At 60.1% G+C, this 16817-nt stretch carries 15 protein-coding genes; 13 read left to right on the top strand and 2 right to left on the bottom strand.

Translation table 11 applies throughout. The annotated features are described in order from the left end of the window. Positions 1 to 15: 15 nt before the first annotated feature. Entirely contained in the window at positions 16 to 945 is a 930-nt protein-coding gene (locus OS035_RS23205) for a LysR family transcriptional regulator (protein WP_183781209.1), read from the bottom strand. A gap of 72 nt (positions 946 to 1017) precedes the next feature. Between OS035_RS23205 and OS035_RS23200 the strand changes: the two genes are divergently transcribed. Then, positions 1018 to 1935 (top strand): DMT family transporter, encoded by a 918-nt coding sequence (locus OS035_RS23200; protein ID WP_183781206.1) that lies wholly within the window; start codon positions 1018 to 1020, stop codon positions 1933 to 1935. Positions 1936 to 1976: 41 nt separating this feature from the next. On the opposite strand, the gene OS035_RS23195 is transcribed toward OS035_RS23200, so the two are convergent. Further along, positions 1977 to 2612: a hypothetical protein gene (locus tag OS035_RS23195; RefSeq protein ID WP_183781203.1), complete on the bottom strand. Its 636-nt coding sequence runs from the start codon at positions 2610 to 2612 to the stop codon at positions 1977 to 1979. A gap of 160 nt (positions 2613 to 2772) precedes the next feature. Between OS035_RS23195 and OS035_RS23190 the strand changes: the two genes are divergently transcribed. The 12 genes from OS035_RS23190 to OS035_RS23135 all read left to right on the top strand — a co-directional run bounded on the left by OS035_RS23190 (position 2773) and on the right by OS035_RS23135 (position 16708). Continuing rightward, positions 2773 to 6300, top strand: coding sequence for an adenylate/guanylate cyclase domain-containing protein (locus OS035_RS23190; RefSeq protein WP_097627830.1), 3528 nt, complete (start codon positions 2773 to 2775; stop codon positions 6298 to 6300). 41 nt (positions 6301 to 6341) lie between these two features. Then, a complete protein-coding gene (locus tag OS035_RS23185; RefSeq protein WP_003595804.1) occupies positions 6342 to 6602 on the top strand; it encodes a DUF4242 domain-containing protein in 261 nt (86 codons plus the stop codon). Between the two features lie 427 nt (positions 6603 to 7029). Continuing rightward, positions 7030 to 7494, top strand: coding sequence for an Hsp20 family protein (locus OS035_RS23180; protein ID WP_097627829.1), 465 nt, complete (start codon positions 7030 to 7032; stop codon positions 7492 to 7494). A 52-nt stretch (positions 7495 to 7546) separates the two neighbouring features. Continuing rightward, complete coding sequence (locus tag OS035_RS23175) at positions 7547 to 7780, top strand: hypothetical protein (protein ID WP_097627828.1); 234 nt, start codon at positions 7547 to 7549, stop codon at positions 7778 to 7780. Positions 7781 to 8191: 411 nt separating this feature from the next. Beyond that, entirely contained in the window at positions 8192 to 8965 is a 774-nt protein-coding gene (locus OS035_RS23170) for a DeoR/GlpR family DNA-binding transcription regulator (RefSeq protein WP_097627827.1), read from the top strand. Between the two features lie 143 nt (positions 8966 to 9108). Next, a complete protein-coding gene (glpD, locus tag OS035_RS23165; RefSeq protein ID WP_097627826.1) occupies positions 9109 to 10623 on the top strand; it encodes a glycerol-3-phosphate dehydrogenase in 1515 nt (504 codons plus the stop codon). Positions 10624 to 10664: 41 nt separating this feature from the next. Beyond that, a complete protein-coding gene (locus tag OS035_RS23160; RefSeq protein ID WP_097627825.1) occupies positions 10665 to 11744 on the top strand; it encodes an ABC transporter ATP-binding protein in 1080 nt (359 codons plus the stop codon). Between the two features lie 9 nt (positions 11745 to 11753). Then, positions 11754 to 12824 (top strand): ABC transporter ATP-binding protein, encoded by a 1071-nt coding sequence (locus OS035_RS23155; protein ID WP_097627824.1) that lies wholly within the window; start codon positions 11754 to 11756, stop codon positions 12822 to 12824. Positions 12825 to 12826: 2 nt separating this feature from the next. Beyond that, the gene (locus OS035_RS23150; RefSeq protein WP_097627823.1) at positions 12827 to 13693 is read left to right on the top strand and encodes a carbohydrate ABC transporter permease; all 867 of its coding nucleotides are present in this window, start codon (positions 12827 to 12829) and stop codon (positions 13691 to 13693) included. Position 13694: 1 nt separating this feature from the next. Next, positions 13695 to 14606, top strand: coding sequence for a carbohydrate ABC transporter permease (locus OS035_RS23145; RefSeq protein ID WP_003595819.1), 912 nt, complete (start codon positions 13695 to 13697; stop codon positions 14604 to 14606). Further along, a complete protein-coding gene (locus tag OS035_RS23140) occupies positions 14606 to 14902 on the top strand; it encodes a DUF2160 domain-containing protein (RefSeq protein ID WP_054184982.1) in 297 nt (98 codons plus the stop codon). Before OS035_RS23145 ends, OS035_RS23140 begins: the two co-directional genes overlap by 1 nt. Before the next feature lie 81 nt (positions 14903 to 14983). After that, positions 14984 to 16708 (top strand): ABC transporter substrate-binding protein, encoded by a 1725-nt coding sequence (locus OS035_RS23135; RefSeq protein ID WP_097627822.1) that lies wholly within the window; start codon positions 14984 to 14986, stop codon positions 16706 to 16708. Positions 16709 to 16817 lie beyond the last annotated feature (109 nt).

Below are 16817 nucleotides of genomic sequence, written 5' to 3'. Positions count from 1 at the left end.
CGAAGAATTCTCCGCTTAAGTTTTCGCCCGGCCGGGTGCGACAAAAGCGGCGATCGTCGCCTCATCATGGCCGGCCTCGCGCAGGAAGCGGCTGGCGAATTCGATGGCTGGGCTTCTGAGCGCATCGTCCGGTCGGATCAGATGAAAGGCCACATGATAATCGAGCGTCCGCGGCGACACGGCGACGACGCGCCCGGATGCCAGCGCGGCATCCGATAGCGGCCGCCGGGCGAGCGCGATGCCGAGCCCTTGCGCACAGGCATCGATCACCAGATTGTAATCCTCGAAGCGGCGGTCATGGCCGCGTGGCGTATAGTCGACGCCCTCGCGGGCGAGCCAGCGGCGCCAGCCTTCGATATTGGAATCGTGCAGGATTGGCAGTTCCAGCAGCGAAAGAGCGTCGGATCGCTGGCCAAGCCGGTCTGCCAGCGCCGGGGCGGCGATCGGAAACGACTTTTCCTGCCACAGTGGCAAGGCGCGCACGCCGGCCCAAGGGCCTTTGCCGCAGCGGATGGCAAGGTCCGTGCCTTCGCCGAAATCCGCCAGCCGGTGTTCGAGCGTCAGTTCGACATGCAGCTCGTTTCCTTCGAGCTTCGGCAGACGTTGAAACAGCCACAACGAGGCGACGGAGGGCGTCACCGAAAGACGCACCACCGCCTTGTTGCGGCGAGGCAGCCAGCGCTCGCCGCTATTGCCGAGCAGCGCAAGCGCTTCCTCCGCCCGCGCGAAAAACCGCATGCCCTCCGGCGTCAGGCGCACACCTCTGGCTTCGCGTGCGAAAAGCCGCACCCCCATCCAGCGCTCGAGGCGCGAGACCTGCCGCGACACCGCGCCATGAGTGATGCCGCTTTCCTCGGCCGCGGCGGAAAACGATCCGAGCCGGGCAGCGCGGGCAAAGGTCTCAAGTGTATCGAGCGGCGGAAGAACCGGGGAGCTGTGAACCATAGACACATTTGATCATCGATTGCGATGCTTTTCAAGCACGCGTCGAAGGGCTACTCACTGTCACAGGAACATATGGAGGCGAAAATGAGCATGGCGGCAAGCGCACCGATTTCGACGAAACAGCAAGGTGGGTTGGATCTGGTGGCCTTTGCCGCGATCGTCGTCACCATCCTCTTCTGGGCGTCTTCCTTCGTGGTGATCCGTATCTGCCTCGGACCGCTGACGCCGATCGAGCTGGCGACGGCGCGTTACGTTGCCGCCGGAGTCATCGCTCTGGTCTATCTCGCCATCTATCGGCCGATGCCGGAAAAACGCGATTTCGTCCGTCTTTCCGTTGCCGCCGTGCTATTCATCGCCGCTTATGCGGTTCTGTTGAACACCGGCGAGCAGACTGTTGCAGCAGGGCCGGCGAGCTTCATCATCAACACCATGCCGGTCTTCACCGCCCTTATCGCCACATTCGCGCTCGGCGAGCGCTTCGGCCGCTGGGGCTGGGCGGGCACCGCCATTTCCTTCGGCGGCGTGGCGCTGATCGCGGTCGCCTCAGACGGCGGCTTCAGGCTCGATCCGAATGCCGTCCTCATCCTTGGCGCAGCGCTCTGCTCGGCGATCGCCAGCGTATTGCAGAAGCCGCTGCTCGGTCGGCTGCCGGCGCTTGCCGTCACCGCCTGGATCCTGCTGATCGGTTCCGTGCCGCTGTTTCCGGCTGTCCCGGCAACGGTCCAGGCGTTGGCCGCCGCCCCGGCGGAAGTGAATTGGGGTGTTGCCTATCTCGTCATCTTCCCGACGGCGATCGGCTACCTCACCTGGGCGATCGCGCTGAAGCGACTTACGGCCGCCCGCGCTTCGAATTTCCTCTATGGCGTCCCGCCCGTCGCAACGCTGATCGGGTTCGTCTGGCTGGGCGAGACGCCGACGGCGCTCGGTGCAGCCGGCGGCGTCATGGCGATCCTCGGTGTGCTCGTCGTCAATGTGATGCGGAAGCGATAGGCGCAATTTGCCCCGGAAGGTGATCGGGGTCTCATCCAGACCTAGCGGAGCAGCCCGTCCCGCCCAAACTCTTTCCAGCCCCGCAGCTTTGCGGACGCTTCGTCGGTGACGTCCTGCGATGCCGCAGTCGCCTTGCTGTCCTCCTTCAGGGAACGCGTCAGCTTCGCCTTGTAGGCAGCATTCCGCCTGTTTTCCATGGCAGCCGCGGCATCCTCTTCGCGCCACTCTTCGACAGCGCCCCGGTCGAGCAGATCCTCGACCATCTGTGGTTCGAAGACGTGGAAGGTGATCTGCCTGGCGCGGCCCCGAAGCTTCACGGTTCGCGTTCCCCCGCTGGGCAGACGGCCGTCCTCTAGCCAGCGACGTCTCTCGGTCGTTGAGATTGTGAGGATGTCCTCGATTTCGCGCGGGATGACCGGCAGGCTTTCGATGCCTTCGAGCGACTTCGCAATGATCGCCGAGGCATGCCGAAACTCGCTCCTTGCGTTTTCAGGCATTGCCAGCGTCAAAAACCTCCCGCTGATATCCAGCGATTTTCGCATGGACGACGGGAGGCGCGCACGGATTTCCAAGAGGATGCCCTTGGCGCGCACGGAAGACCCTAGAGTGGCCGCGGGCGATAGCGTCGTCCACGTTTCGAGCAGAGAAGGTATGTCATTCTTCTTGTTTTTCGCCATGCGCACACAGATGGGATCAAGGCGCGGCCCCGTCAACGATCACCACAATTGATACAGTGAGTCCTCGCTTCCCGCCAAGACGAACAGTTCCTGCGCCACGGCGTGGCACGACACCGGCGTTCGTGGTATTTTTAAAAACGGTGGAGCAGGATCAACGTCGATGCAGACGATTGAGGATTGGCTAGGTCAACTCGGTCTCGGCAAGTACGCCGACACCTTCATCGAGAATGACGTGGATCTGCGAGCGCTCCCTCATCTTGCCGAATCCGACCTCCAGGAGCTCGGTGTCTCGCTGGGGCATCGGAAGATTATTCTAGCTGCCATAAACCAACTTGCGGATCAACGGTCGGACGAACAGCCTCCTGCGTCGGTCGCTACCGAGGCCGTATCCGAAGCTGCGGCCGACCGGCGACTGCTCAGCGTGCTCTTTTGCGACCTGGTCGGGTCGACAGCGCTGTCAGCAGAGCTCGACCCGGAAGACATGCACGAGTTGACCCGCCGTTATCAGGATAGCGTCGCCGGCGCCGTCACCCGCTTCGGGGGCTACGTCGCGAAATATCTCGGCGATGGCGTGCTAGCCTATTTCGGGTGGCCAATGGCTTACGAGGACCATGCCGAGCGCTCAATCCGGGCCGGCCTCGCGGCGATGGCCGCCGTCGACGCCCTGCAGCCGCCGAACGCAGAGCGATTGAAGGCCCGCATCGGCATCGCATCTGGGCGCGTGGTCGTTGGCAACACTGACGGCAGCGCGAAGGAGCGGGCATCGATCGCAGGAGACACTCCCAACCTGGCAGCACGCCTGCAGGCCGCGGCCGCCCCAGGCCAGATCGTGATCTCCGACAGCACCCGCCGCCTCGCCGGGCAGTCGTTTGAAATCGAGAGCCTCGGCGCGCAGGAGCTCAAAGGCTTCGCCTCTCCCATTGCGCTGTTCGAAGTCCGCGGTCAGCGAGAGGTGGATAGCCGTTTCGAAGCCGCGCATGCCAGCGGGCTTTCGAAATTTGTCGGCCGCGTTAGCGAGATCGGCCTGCTGCTCGAACGGTGGGAGTTGGCGAAGGCCGGGCAAGGCCAGGCGGTCTTCCTGTTGGGGGAGGCTGGCATCGGGAAATCCCGGCTTGTCGAGGCTTTCGAAGAACACCTGCGAGAGACACAGCATGAACTCATCCGATTGCAGTGCTCACCCTATCACGCTACCTCGGCCTTTTACCCGATCGTTGAGCGACTGAGCCGGGTTGCATCGTTTACGCCGGCAGATGACCGGAACACGCGCATCGAAAAGTTTCGCACGCTTGTGCGCCGCTACGGCGAAAATCCTTCCGACGTTGGCGCCATCTATGCCGAGCTGCTTTCGCTCGACGTCGGCGACGAGTTCAAGCCGCCGGATCTCTCCGCCCACCAGCGCAAGGAGCTTCTCGTTCGCACATTGGTGAACCGCTTGCTGCTTGCAGCCAGGATCGCACCAGTGCTCATGGTTTTCGAAGACGCGCACTGGATGGATCCATCCACCAGCGAAGTGCTGAGAGAACTCGTCAGCCGGCTGCACGGCGCCGCCGCCCTCGTCGTTGTGACCCACCGACCGGAATGGAGCGCGAACTGGGCAGGCGGACTGGCGCAGGTGACGACGCTCTCCGTTAGCCGCCTGACCAGGCAGCAGATGCGTGAACTGATCGAATCCATGGTGTCCGACATTCCCGAACAGCTCGCCGAAAAGATTGCGGAGCGGACGGACGGGGTGCCGCTGTTCGTCGAGGAGTTGACCCGCTCGGTCGTGGAGAGCGGAAAGCCGTCGTCGCTCAACGCAGAAATCCCGGACAGTCTGCAGGGCTCCCTGATGACACGTCTCGATCATTTAGCGCCGACGGCCAAGGAGATCGCGCAGATTGCCGCCGTAATAGGCAGGGAATTCGATCGCGGCCTTCTTTCGAAGATCGCAGGCGTCGACGACCGAGCGCTCGAGACAGCACTGAACCAGCTCGAGTCCAGCCAGATCGTCGTCGAAGGCGGCGTCTTGCATGATGCGCTCGTTTTTCGACATGCGCTCATTCAGGATGCGGCTTACCAATCGCTCCTCAACCGGCGCCGGCGGCATTTCCACGAGAGGATCGCAAGGGTTCTCGTCGAACATTATGACGATGTCGCTGCCACGCAGCCCGAACTCATCGCTCAGCACTACGAGAAAGCCCAACGGATTGAGCTCGCGCTTCCCTACTGGATGAAGGCTGGAGAGCGCGCCCTCGCACGATCCGCCAACTACGAGGCGGTCGACAATTTCCAGAACGCCTTGGCAATTGCAGAGCAGTTGCCTGAAGGGCCTGAGCGGCAAAGAGACCTGCTCACCGCGATCCTCAAACTCGGCGACGCCCTGTTCGCTGCGGGTCGCATGACGGATTCGCTGGCGAAATATAGGCTGGCCGCGCCATTGGCCCGCAAAGCGGCCGACACACAAGCCTTTATTCGTGCAGTGATTGGTCTAGACGGTACCAAATTCCTCTCCTCGAATTCGCTTGCCGAAACGATGCCGCTTCTCGAGGAAGCCCTCGAGATGGTTGAACCAGCGGATATGAGTTCACGGTGCCAGATTCTCAGCCGCCTTGCGCGGGCATACACCTATCTCAGCGACGGCCAGAAGGCTGCAAAATGCCATGATGAAGGAATAAAGCTGGCTCGACGCGTTGGAGATAAGACTGCGCTTGTGGAGCTTTCCGCTCTGCCATTCCTGACGCCGGCACCGGTCAGGTCCGCCACGGAAAGAAACGACCGAATCGCTCGTATCGATGAAATAAGGCGCCTCGCGGATGAGATCGATGACGACGATGTGCGGAGCCGAGCGCTTTCCGTTGACGCCTATGTCTCCACGGAACTCGGCGATCGCGCGCGAGCCGATCGGGCTGTTGACGCGCTCGACGAACTTGGTACCGCGCGGCAGCATCTCAACGTCCAGTTCTACGCTCGCACCGCAAAAGCGATGATGGCCATCCTCGATGGAAGGTTCACCGTCGCCGAGGAATTTGCAGAGGAAGCGCTAAAGCTGGGTATGCGGATCCTTGGCGCTGCGCCGGAGGGCGTTTACGGCATGCAGATGTTCGCGATCCGACGGGAGCAAAGCCGCCTCTCGGAGGTTGCACCCGTCATCAAGCTGTTGATTGAGGAAAGCCCGGAGGGAACCACCTGGTTGCCGGGTTTTACGTTGGTTGCCTTTGACCTCGGCTATCGCGATGCGGCCCAGCGGAGGTTGAGCGAGCTTGCCCGCACCGGCTTTGCCCTTCCGCTTGACGGAAAGCGAAGTGCGTCCCTCTCGTTCCTGACGGAAGTCGCCGCCGGTCTCGGCGACGCAGATGCTGCCCAGACCCTCTATAAGCTTATGCTCGACTACAAGGAGATGACCGTCACCATCGGTATGGCGACCGTTTGCTTCGGCGCGGCAAGCCGCTATCTGGGCGTGCTGGCAGCGGCGCTGGGTGAATTCGACAGAGCGTCGGAGCACTTTGAGCACGCACTTGAGATGAACGCGGCGATCGGCTCGCGGCCGTGGCTCGCACACACTCAGGCAGATTATGCGGACTTGCTAATGAAAATAGGTAGCCGGGCCGCGATAAAGAGAGCAATGTTGCTATCCGAGAATGCCCGTTCAACCGCGGCCGACCTGGGAATGGTCCGGCTGCAACAGCGACTGAAGCCAACGATTCATTAGAACCAACAGTTCGTTGCTTTTGGTGGGAAGAAGGTCTCGTCATGCCACGCTACATCATTGAAAGAAACTTCGCGGAACAACTCGATCTGTCGAAAGAGGGGGTAGAGCAAATCAACCTGATCAATGACCAGGAAGGAGTGAAGTGGATCTTTTCCTTCCTCAGCGCCGACAGGAAAAAGACTTACTGCCTCTACGAGGCGCCTAGTACGGAAGCCATTCTCGCTGCGGCCCGGAGGAACAATGTCCCCGCGGATGTGATCATAGAAGTCAGCGAGGAGATCGGTCCCAATATGTTTGCGTAGCGCTCCTCGGCCACGCCCGGAGCAAGGCATTGCCGCGCTTCCAGTTAGAAAATTCACCAAACCGTAAGGGCCGCTTCGGTCGGCCGGCGTTGTTGCGACCGCAGGATCTAGGATCCTGCGAATGCCCAGAAGCCATCTCCTTGGCATGCACGCGCTCGTGTCCTGCCAGGGGTCTGCGACAACTGCCCGAGCTTCCTGGATCATAAAAACCTTCGAGGCGGTGCCCGTGAGATTATTCCACATTTTCAGTCTTCACGAGCTGTCCTGTGGTCCAATATGCGAGGTCCAAATTTTTTCAAAAGGGCATCTTGAAACCGAAAATACCGAAAACCAAATCGATATCGTCGGCAGCCCAGAAGGGGCCGACAGCCGGGGACGCAGGTTTCCGCCGCGTTCCTTTCCATCTCGCTTCTAGGAGGTTTTGGTCATGAGAACTGAGTTTGACTTCGCACCGCTCTACCGCTCCAGCATCGGCTTCGACCGGGTTTTTTCGCTGCTGAACAATCCGCAGCGCCTGCAGGCCGTCGACGCCTGGCCGCCCTACGACATCCTTAAGGTCGGTGACAATGAGTACCGCATTGTCATGGCAGTCGCGGGCTTCGAGGATGGCGATCTCGATATCACGCAGGAGCGCAACGTGCTTCTCGTCAAGGGCGGCAAGGCCGATGACACCAAAGCTGAATACCTGCACCGCGGTATCGCCACGCGGGGCTTCGAGCGCCGCTTCGAGCTTGCCGACCATGTGAGCGTGGAAAACGCTTCGCTGAAAAACGGTCTTTTGCACATCGATCTGAAACGCGAGATTCCAGAGGCGATGAAGCCACGCAAGATCGCGATTGGCGACGGCGCACAGGTGCCGCTGCAGATCGAAGGTGAGAAGCAGGTCGCGTAAGTGTCGATCGAGGGAGGCGGGCGACGCTTAAGGCGTCGCCTGCTGCAAAACGATGAATACATCCGGTTTCGATAAGCCAGACTACTTCGGAGCTGCCGATCTGCGTATTTGCCAGGGCGTCTTCGACATTGTCACTTCGGAAGCAGGAGTGGAGCCGAGGTCTGAGGAGGGCGAGCGCATCGCGGCAATCGTCGTGCAGCTCTATCGCCAAGGAGTGAAAGAGCCAGACCGCCTGCGGGTTGTGGTCGAATCCGCCCGCGGGATTAATATTGCGAAAGCTGCGTAAGGGGTAGGACGCCGCACGACAGCGGCGTCCTTCATCCCGCCTGGTCATAATCCCGTCGTCATCTTGAGGTGGCGGTTCCAAGCAGCCCGGCTCTCGCGGCTCAAGCCTTCGTTTTTGGTCATGAGGCGGCGGCGACTTTACTTGGACGCTTTCGGAGCGGATGTGCGTCCGGCGGGTCGATCCGTACGTAAATCTCAAAATCGTGAATCAGATCGGCTGAATTACCCTATAGCACGGGTCCGAGGAAGAAGGTTTAAGGTGCAGATGTCGTTTAAAGACGATGTCCATCCGGCAAGAGCTTCGCACCGCAAAAATGGTTATCTTACTCTCAGGTTGAGAGCAGGTGACAGATAGCCATTGCGCAGGCGTTCGCTTTCTTTAAAACGAAAGCTGATCGAAAGGTGCGCGCCCATGTTCTTGACCGACCGGCAAACTGAAATCGTGGCGATAGCGAGGTCGAGCGGTAGGGTTCTGGTCGAAGAGCTCGCTTCCCGCTTTTCCGTAACGCCGCAGACGATCCGCAAGGATCTGAACGATCTCTGCGATGCGCAAGTGCTCACGCGCATCCATGGCGGCGCCACATTCCCGAGCGGAACCGAGAACGTCAAATACGAGGCGCGCCGCCAGATCGCCGCCTCCGAGAAACAGGCGATCGGCATGGCTGCGGTCGAGCTGATTCCGAGCGGGGCCTCGCTTTTCATCAATATCGGGACGACGACCGAAGCGGTGGGCGAGGCGCTCGCCAACCATCACGAGCTGATGGTCATCACAAATAACATCAATGTTGCCAATAGGTTGCGCTTGCTTCCGGCGATCGAGGTGGTGATAGCCGGTGGCGTCGTGCGCGGTTCAGACGGCGGCATCGTCGGCGAAGCGGCTGTCGATTTCATCCGCCAGTTCAAGGTCGATTACGCCGTTATCGGCGCATCGGCGATCGATATGGACGGCGCGCTTCTCGACTATGATTTTCGCGAGGTCAAGGTTGCTCAGGCGATCATTGCCAATGCCCGACACGTCATTCTCGTTGCTGACTCCACCAAGTTCGAACGCACCGCGCCGGTCAGGATCGGCCAGCTTTCCCAGGTTCACACCTTCATCACCGACCACTGTCCGGTGCAGTCCATCCGCAATCTCTGCCTCGAAAACAATGTGAAGCTGATCGAAACGAATGGCAGGTTTCGCTGAGGGCGAGCCAGCGAGGCGTTCCGAAACGAAGATCCGCGAAACATTCGTTTGACATTCGTATTCCTTTCGTTTTAACTGCCCTCACTTTCGCAATCGCGCAATTTTTGTGCGATGCGAAATCCGCAGCGGGCTCGGAGGGGATATTGGGCCGAGAGATCTACGACATATTCGTCATCGGTGGCGGCATCAACGGCTGCGGCATTGCGCGCGATGCCGTCGGGCGCGGTTATTCCGTGGCGCTGGCCGAGATGAACGATTTCGCCTCCGGCACCTCATCCGGCGCTACGAAGCTGATCCATGGCGGGTTGCGGTATCTCGAGCACTACGAATTTCGCCTGGTGCGCGAATCGCTGATGGAGCGCGAAATCCTCTGGGCGATGGCGCCGCACATCATCTGGCCGCTGCGCTTCGTGCTGCCTTACCACAAGGGCGGCATCCGGCCGGCTTGGCTGATCCGGCTCGGCCTCTTCCTCTACGATCATCTCGGCGGCCGCAAGCTGCTGCCGGCGACTGCGGTGCTCGACATGCGCCGCGACCCGGCCGGCAAGCCGCTGAAGGCGCTATTCGCCAAGGCTTTCGAATATTCCGACGGCTGGGTCGATGATGCCCGCATGGTGGTGCTGAACGCCCGCGATGCCGCCGACAAAGGGGCGACCATCATGCCGCGCACCAAGGTGATGTCGGCAAGGCGCGAGAACGGCCTCTGGCACATCGAGACCACCGATACGGTGACCGGCCGCAATGACAGCCACCAGGCCCGCATGCTGGTCAATGCCGCCGGCCCCTGGGTCGATCATGTCATCCGCTCCGCCTTTGGTCAGAACGAAGCTCACCATGTCCGCCTCGTCCAGGGCAGCCATATCGTCGTGAAGAAGAAGTTCGACGACCCTCGCGCCTATTTCTTCCAGAATCCCGACAATCGCATCATCTTCGCCATTCCCTATGAGGGCGAGTTTACCCTGATCGGCACCACCGATCGCGATTACACCGCTGATCCCAGGGATGTCAGGATCTCCGAGGAGGAGACCGTCTATCTCTGCAATGCCGCCTCGGAATATTTCAAGGAGCCGGTCAGGCCGGAGGATATCGTCTGGACCTATTCGGCGGTCCGGCCGCTTTATGACGACGGCGCCTCGAAGGCGCAGGAGGCTACGCGCGACTACGTGCTGAAGCTGGAGGGCGAAGGAAATGCCGCGCCGCTGCTCAACGTGTTCGGCGGCAAGCTCACCACCTATCGCCGGCTTTCCGAACATGCGCTGGAGAAGATCGGCGCTGCGATCGGCGTCAAGGGCGCCCCGTGGACGGCCAAAAGCCATCTGCCCGGCGGTGACTTCCCGGTCCGAGGATACGATGCCGAGGTCGCCGATCTGAAACGGCGCTATCCGTTCCTCGCCGATCGGCATGCCCGCCGGCTGGTGCGCCGCTACGGCACGAGGACAAAGGCACTGCTCGGGGAAGCCCGTAGCCTCGACGATCTCGGACGGCTCTTCGGCGGCGATCTCTACGAGGCCGAGGTCACCTATCTCGTCGAACATGAATGGGCCCGGCACGCCGAAGACGTGCTGTGGAGAAGGACAAAGGATGGTCTGCGCCTTTCGAAGGAGCAGGCTCAGTCACTGGAGGAGTACATGGCCGCCATACCGGCGATGGTCGGATAGGCGGCGTGTGGTCCCCGCTGCGTGGAGGCACGGGAACAGGAATGCTGGAACTGCGGAAGGCCGCAAAGATGGTGGGAGGAGACTATCATATCCACCCGACCGATCTTGTTTTTGAAAGAGGAACGCTGAACGTTCTGCTTGGGCCGACCTTGTCGGGCAAGACCTCGTTGATGCGTCTGATGGCCGGTCTTGATCGACCGACAACCGGTACGATCCATTTTGATGGTGCTGACGTGACAGGTATGCCTGTCCAGAAGCGCAACATCGCTATGGTCTACCAGCAGTTCATCAACTATCCGGCATTGACGGTCTACGAGAATATTGCCTCGCCCCTGCGGATTGCCGGCAAGGACGCCAAGGTCATTGATCTGGAGGTGCGCAAGGCTGCCGAACTTCTGAAACTCGGTCCCTATCTCGATCGCACGCCGCTCAACCTCTCCGGTGGCCAGCAGCAGCGCACCGCGCTTGCCCGTGCACTCGTGAAGAATGCGAGCCTTGTTTTGATGGACGAGCCGCTTGCCAACCTCGACTACAAGCTGCGTGAGGAACTGCGGCAGGAATTGCCGCGGATCTTCGCGCTGTCCGGCGCGATCTTCGTCTATGCCACGACGGAACCCTCCGAAGCCCTGCTGCTCGGCGGCAATACGGCAACGCTTAGCGAGGGCCGGATCACGCAGTTCGGCCCGACGGTCGAGGTCTATCGCCATCCGCTCGATCTGACGACGGCGAAAACCTTTGCCGATCCGCCGCTGAATTTCATTGATCTGGTCAAATCGGAAGGCAATTTCCTGCGCGACGGCGCTCTGATTTTTGCGGTGCCGCCGCATCTTCAGAATGTGCCGGACGGGCCGGCAACCATAGCGTTTCACCCGCATCATCTTGCACCAACAGCTCAGACGGCTGCTTCGGCGCGAATGACGGCGCGAACACAGGTTTCGGAGATCACCGGGTCGGAAAGTTTTGTCCACCTGCAATTTGCCGACACCCGCTGGGTGATGCTTGCGCACGGCATCCACAATATCGAGCCGGACACGGACATCTCCGTTTTCATCGATACACGCCACCTGATGGCTTTCGGCGCGGACGGCCGGGCGATCACCACCGCCAGGCAAGGGGGCTAGGAGAAAATCATGGCACGTATCACCCTCGATCATATTCGCCATGCCTATGGGCCGAACCCGAAGAGCGAGAAGGACTACGCTCTCAAGGAAGTGCATCACGAGTGGAACGACGGCGGCGCCTATGCGCTGCTCGGACCTTCGGGCTGCGGAAAAACCTCGCTGCTCAATATCATTTCCGGCCTCATTCAGCCGTCCGAAGGGCGGATTCTCTTCGACGGGCAGGACGTTACGAACCTGCCGACGCAACAGCGAAATATCGCGCAGGTCTTCCAGTTTCCGGTCATCTACGACACGATGACGGTTTACGACAACCTCGCCTTTCCCCTGCGAAACCGCGGCGTGGCCGAGGCGGATGTCGACCGGCGCGTCCGCGAAATCCTCGAAATGATCGATCTTGCCGGCTGGGCCAAGCGGCGCGCGCGAGGCTTGACGGCGGACCAAAAGCAGAAGATTTCACTCGGCCGCGGCCTCGTTCGCTCGGATGTGAACGCCATTCTCTTTGACGAGCCGCTCACTGTTATCGATCCGCATATGAAATGGGTGCTGCGATCGCAGCTGAAGCGCCTGCATAAGCAGTTCGGTTTTACCATGGTCTATGTCACGCATGACCAGACGGAAGCGCTGACCTTCGCCGACAAAGTCGTGGTGATGTATGACGGCGAGATCGTGCAGATCGGCACTCCGGCCGAACTCTTCGAGCGTCCGAGCCATACCTTCGTCGGCTACTTCATCGGTTCGCCGGGCATGAATTTCATGCCGGCCAAGGTGGAGGGCAGTACGGTTCGGGTCGGCGAGCACGCGCTGACGCTCGACTATGCGCCAAAGACGTCGACAGCGGCCAAGGTAGAGCTTGGAATCCGGCCCGAATTTATCCGGGTCGGCCGCGAGGGTATGCCTGTGACGGTCAGCAAGGTGGAAGATATCGGCCGGCAGAAGATCGTCCGCGCACAGTTTGCCGGCCAGCCGATCGCGATCGTCGTTCCTGAGGACGAGGAAATTCCGGCTGATCCCCGAGTGACCTTCGAGCCATCGGGCATCAGTATCTATGCCGACTCTTGGCGCGCCGGACGGGAGGCTTGATCATGGAAAAAACCTGGAACAACAAAGCCTGGTTTCTGGTTCTGCCAGTCCTCGTGCTGGTGGCTTTCTCGGCTGTCATTCCCTTGATGACGGTTGTGAACTATTCCGTTCAGGACACTTTCGGAAACAACCAGTTCTTCTGGAACGGAACAGACTGGTTTGTCGAAATCCTGCATTCCGACCGTTTCTGGGCCGCCCTGCAGCGAAACCTGATTTTTTCGTTGATCATCCTCGCCCTGGAGATTCCGCTTGGCATCTTCATTGCTCTAAACATGCCGAAATCAGGTATCGGCGTGCCGGTATGCCTGGTTCTGATGGCACTGCCGCTGTTGATCCCGTGGAATGTGGTCGGCACGATCTGGCAGGTGTTCGGCCGCAACGACATTGGTTTGTTCGGCTATTACGTCAACGCCCTCGGCATCGATTACAACTATGTGCAGGATCCGCTCGACGCCTGGGTGACGATCATCATCATGGATGTCTGGCATTGGACGAGCCTCGTCGTCTTGCTCTGCTATGCCGGCCTCGTTTCCATTCCGGATGCTTTCTATCAGGCAGCCAAAATCGACGGTGCGTCCCGTTGGGCGGTGTTCCGCTATATCCAGCTGCCGAAGATGAAGCGCGTTCTTCTGATCGCCGTGCTGCTGCGTTTCATGGATAGTTTCATGATCTACACCGAGCCTTTTGTCGTCACGGGCGGCGGTCCGGGCAACTCGACCACTTTCCTGTCGATCGATCTGGTCAAGACCGCCCTGGGACAGTTTGACCTCGGTCCGGCCGCTGCCATGTCGCTGATCTATTTCCTGATCATCCTGCTGCTTTCGTGGGTGTTCTACACCGTCATGACCAGCCACGACGCGGAGAATTGAAATGAGCGCCTCCAACGAAACGACAGCGAGCCGAAACGTCCCGGGCGTTACCAGTGTCGCGAGCGGTCTCTCCGCCGATGAGGTCAGCCGTCTGATGCGCCGGCGCGGCGAAGAATCGCGCTGGTGGTGGCTGGTTCCGACCATCTATATCATCGTGCTGCTGCTGCCGATCTATTGGCTCGTCAACATGAGCTTCAAGACCAATGCGGAAATCGTCAATTCTCTGACGCTTTATCCTCATAACCCGACGATCGCCAATTACGTGACGATCTTCACGGAAAAGGCGTGGTATTCCGGCTATATCAATTCGATCAGCTATGTCGTCATGAACATGGTGATTTCGGTGGCAGCCGCGCTGCCGGCGGCCTATGCCTTCTCCCGATATCGGTTCCTCGGCGACAAGCACCTGTTCTTCTGGTTGCTGACCAACCGGATGGCGCCGCCGGCAGTCTTTGCCCTGCCGTTCTTCCAGCTTTACTCGGCCTTTGGACTGATCGATACGCATATCGCCGTGGCATTGGCGCATTGCCTCTTCAACGTCCCGCTGGCGGTCTGGATCCTTGAAGGCTTCATGTCCGGCGTGCCGAAGGAAATCGACGAGACGGCCTATATCGATGGCTATTCGTTCCCGCGGTTCTTCCTGAAAATCTTCACGCCGCTGATTGCGAGCGGCATCGGTGTCGCCTGCTTCTTCTGCTTCATGTTCTCTTGGGTCGAGTTGCTGATTGCACGCACGCTGACGACGACCGACGCGAAGCCGATCGCCGCCACCATGACCCGCACCGTCTCTGCATCCGGCATGGATTGGGGCCTGCTCGCCGCCGCGGGTGTTCTGACCTTGATCCCAGGGGCGCTGGTGATCTGGTTTGTGCGCAATTACATCGCCAAGGGCTTCGCCCTGGGGAGGGTTTGATGAGCTTTTCGCTTCCCGATTTTTCATGGATGGCATGGACCTGGCCGACGGCCGCTTTCTTCATCGTCATCGTATTGCTGCTGATCGGCATGGGTGTCTGGGAGTATGCCGTGCCGGGCGGCAATCCGCGGATCGGAATCCTGCGCTTCGAGACGACGCGCGGTGACCGACTTTTCCTTTCGCTGCTCGGCAGCGCCTTTATCCATCTTGCCTGGCTTGGTCTCGCGGGATCAAGCCTCTGGTGGGCTCTCGCTCTCTCCGTGGTCTACGCCATCGGCGTATTCCGTTACGTGTGAGGCAAACTGATGCAGACGGCCGGGGATTTTTCTGGTCGCCTGAGACGTGAAGACTGCAATCGCAAACCCTGGGAGGATATTATGCGAAGGCATTTATTGACGACGACAGCAGCGGTACTGCTGGCCATGACCGGGTCGGCCTATGCCGGCATGGACGAGGCAAAGACTTTCCTGGATAAAGAGGTCGGCGACATGTCGACGCTCTCTCGCGCCGACCAGGAAAAGGAAATGCAGTGGTTCGTCGATGCTGCGAAGCCCTTCGCCGGCATGGAGATCAAGGTCGTTTCGGAAACGTTGACCACCCACCAGTATGAGTCCCAGGTTCTGGCTCCGGCCTTTACTGCGATCACCGGGATCAAGGTCACTCACGACGTCATTCAAGAGGGTGACGTTGTCGAGAAGATCCAGACTCAGATGCAGACCGGTCAGAATCTTTATGACGGCTGGGTCAACGACTCCGACTTGATCGGTACGCATTGGCGCTATCAGCAGGTGCGCAACCTGACCGACTGGATGGCCGGCGAAGGCAAGGACGTTACCAACCCCGGCCTCGATATCGACGACTTCATCGGCACCAAGTTCACGACGGCACCGGACAAGAAGCTCTACCAGCTTCCCGACCAGCAGTTCGCCAACCTCTATTGGTTCCGCTACGACTGGTTCAACGACGAGAAGAACAAGGCCGACTTCAAGGCGAAGTACGGCTACGACCTCGGCGTTCCGGTCAACTGGTCGGCCTATGAGGACATTGCCGAATTCTTTACCGGCCGTGACGAGAACGGCAAGAAGGTCTTCGGCCACATGGACTACGGCAAGAAGGACCCGTCGCTCGGCTGGCGCTTCACCGACGCCTGGCTTTCGATGGCCGGCAACGGCGACAAGGGCCTGCCGAACGGTCTTCCGGTCGACGAATGGGGTATCAAGGTCGACGAGAAGTCGCGTCCCGTCGGCTCGTGCGTCGCTCGCGGCGGTGACACCAACGGCCCGGCTTCCGTCTACTCGATCCAGAAATATCTCGATTGGTTGAAGGGCTATGCACCGCCGGAAGCTCAGGGCATGACCTTCTCGGAATCCGGTCCGGTGCCGGCACAGGGTAACGTCGCGCAGCAGATCTTCTGGTACACGGCCTTTACTGCAGACATGGTCAAGCCTGGCCTGCCTGTCATGAACGAAGACGGTACGCCGAAATGGCGCATGGCACCGAGCCCGCATGGCGTTTACTGGAAAGACGGCATGAAGCTCGGCTATCAGGACGTCGGCTCGTGGACGCTGATGAAATCGACCCCGACGGACCGTGCGAAGGCCGCCTGGCTCTATGCACAGTTCGTGACCTCGAAGACGATTGACGTGAAGAAGAGCCAGCTCGGTCTCACCTTCATTCGCGAATCCACCATTCGCGATAAGAGCTTTACGGAGCGTGCTCCGAAGCTCGGCGGTCTGATCGAGTTCTATCGTTCGCCTGCGCGTGTTCAGTGGTCGCCAACCGGCACCAACGTTCCCGATTATCCGAAGCTGGCTCAGCTTTGGTGGCAGGCAATCGGCGATGCGTCTTCCGGTGCGAAGACACCGCAGGAAGCCATGGATTCTCTTTGCGGCGAGCAGGAGAAGGTCATGGGCCGTATCGAGAAATCGGGCGTCCAGGGCGATATCGGCCCGAAACTGGCCGAAGAGCATGATCTCGCTTATTGGAACGCGGATGCGGTGAAGAAGGGCAACCTTGCGCCGCAGCTGAAGATCGAGAACGAGAAGGAAAAGCCGGTCACCGTCAACTACGACGAACTCGTCAAGAGCTGGCAGTCGAAGTAAGGCGGACCTCGGCCGGAGGCAACGAGGCTTCCGGCCGTCACTTCCTGCCACCGGCCACGGCCGGTGGCACCCACAATCTTTCTCTCATGAAATCTCCGCATCCGCCCTC

The organism is Rhizobium sp. 268 (assembly GCF_036571585.1).
In the GTDB taxonomy this organism is placed as follows: domain Bacteria; phylum Pseudomonadota; class Alphaproteobacteria; order Rhizobiales; family Rhizobiaceae; genus Rhizobium; species Rhizobium redzepovicii.
This window is presented reverse-complemented; position numbering and strand designations above follow the sequence as displayed.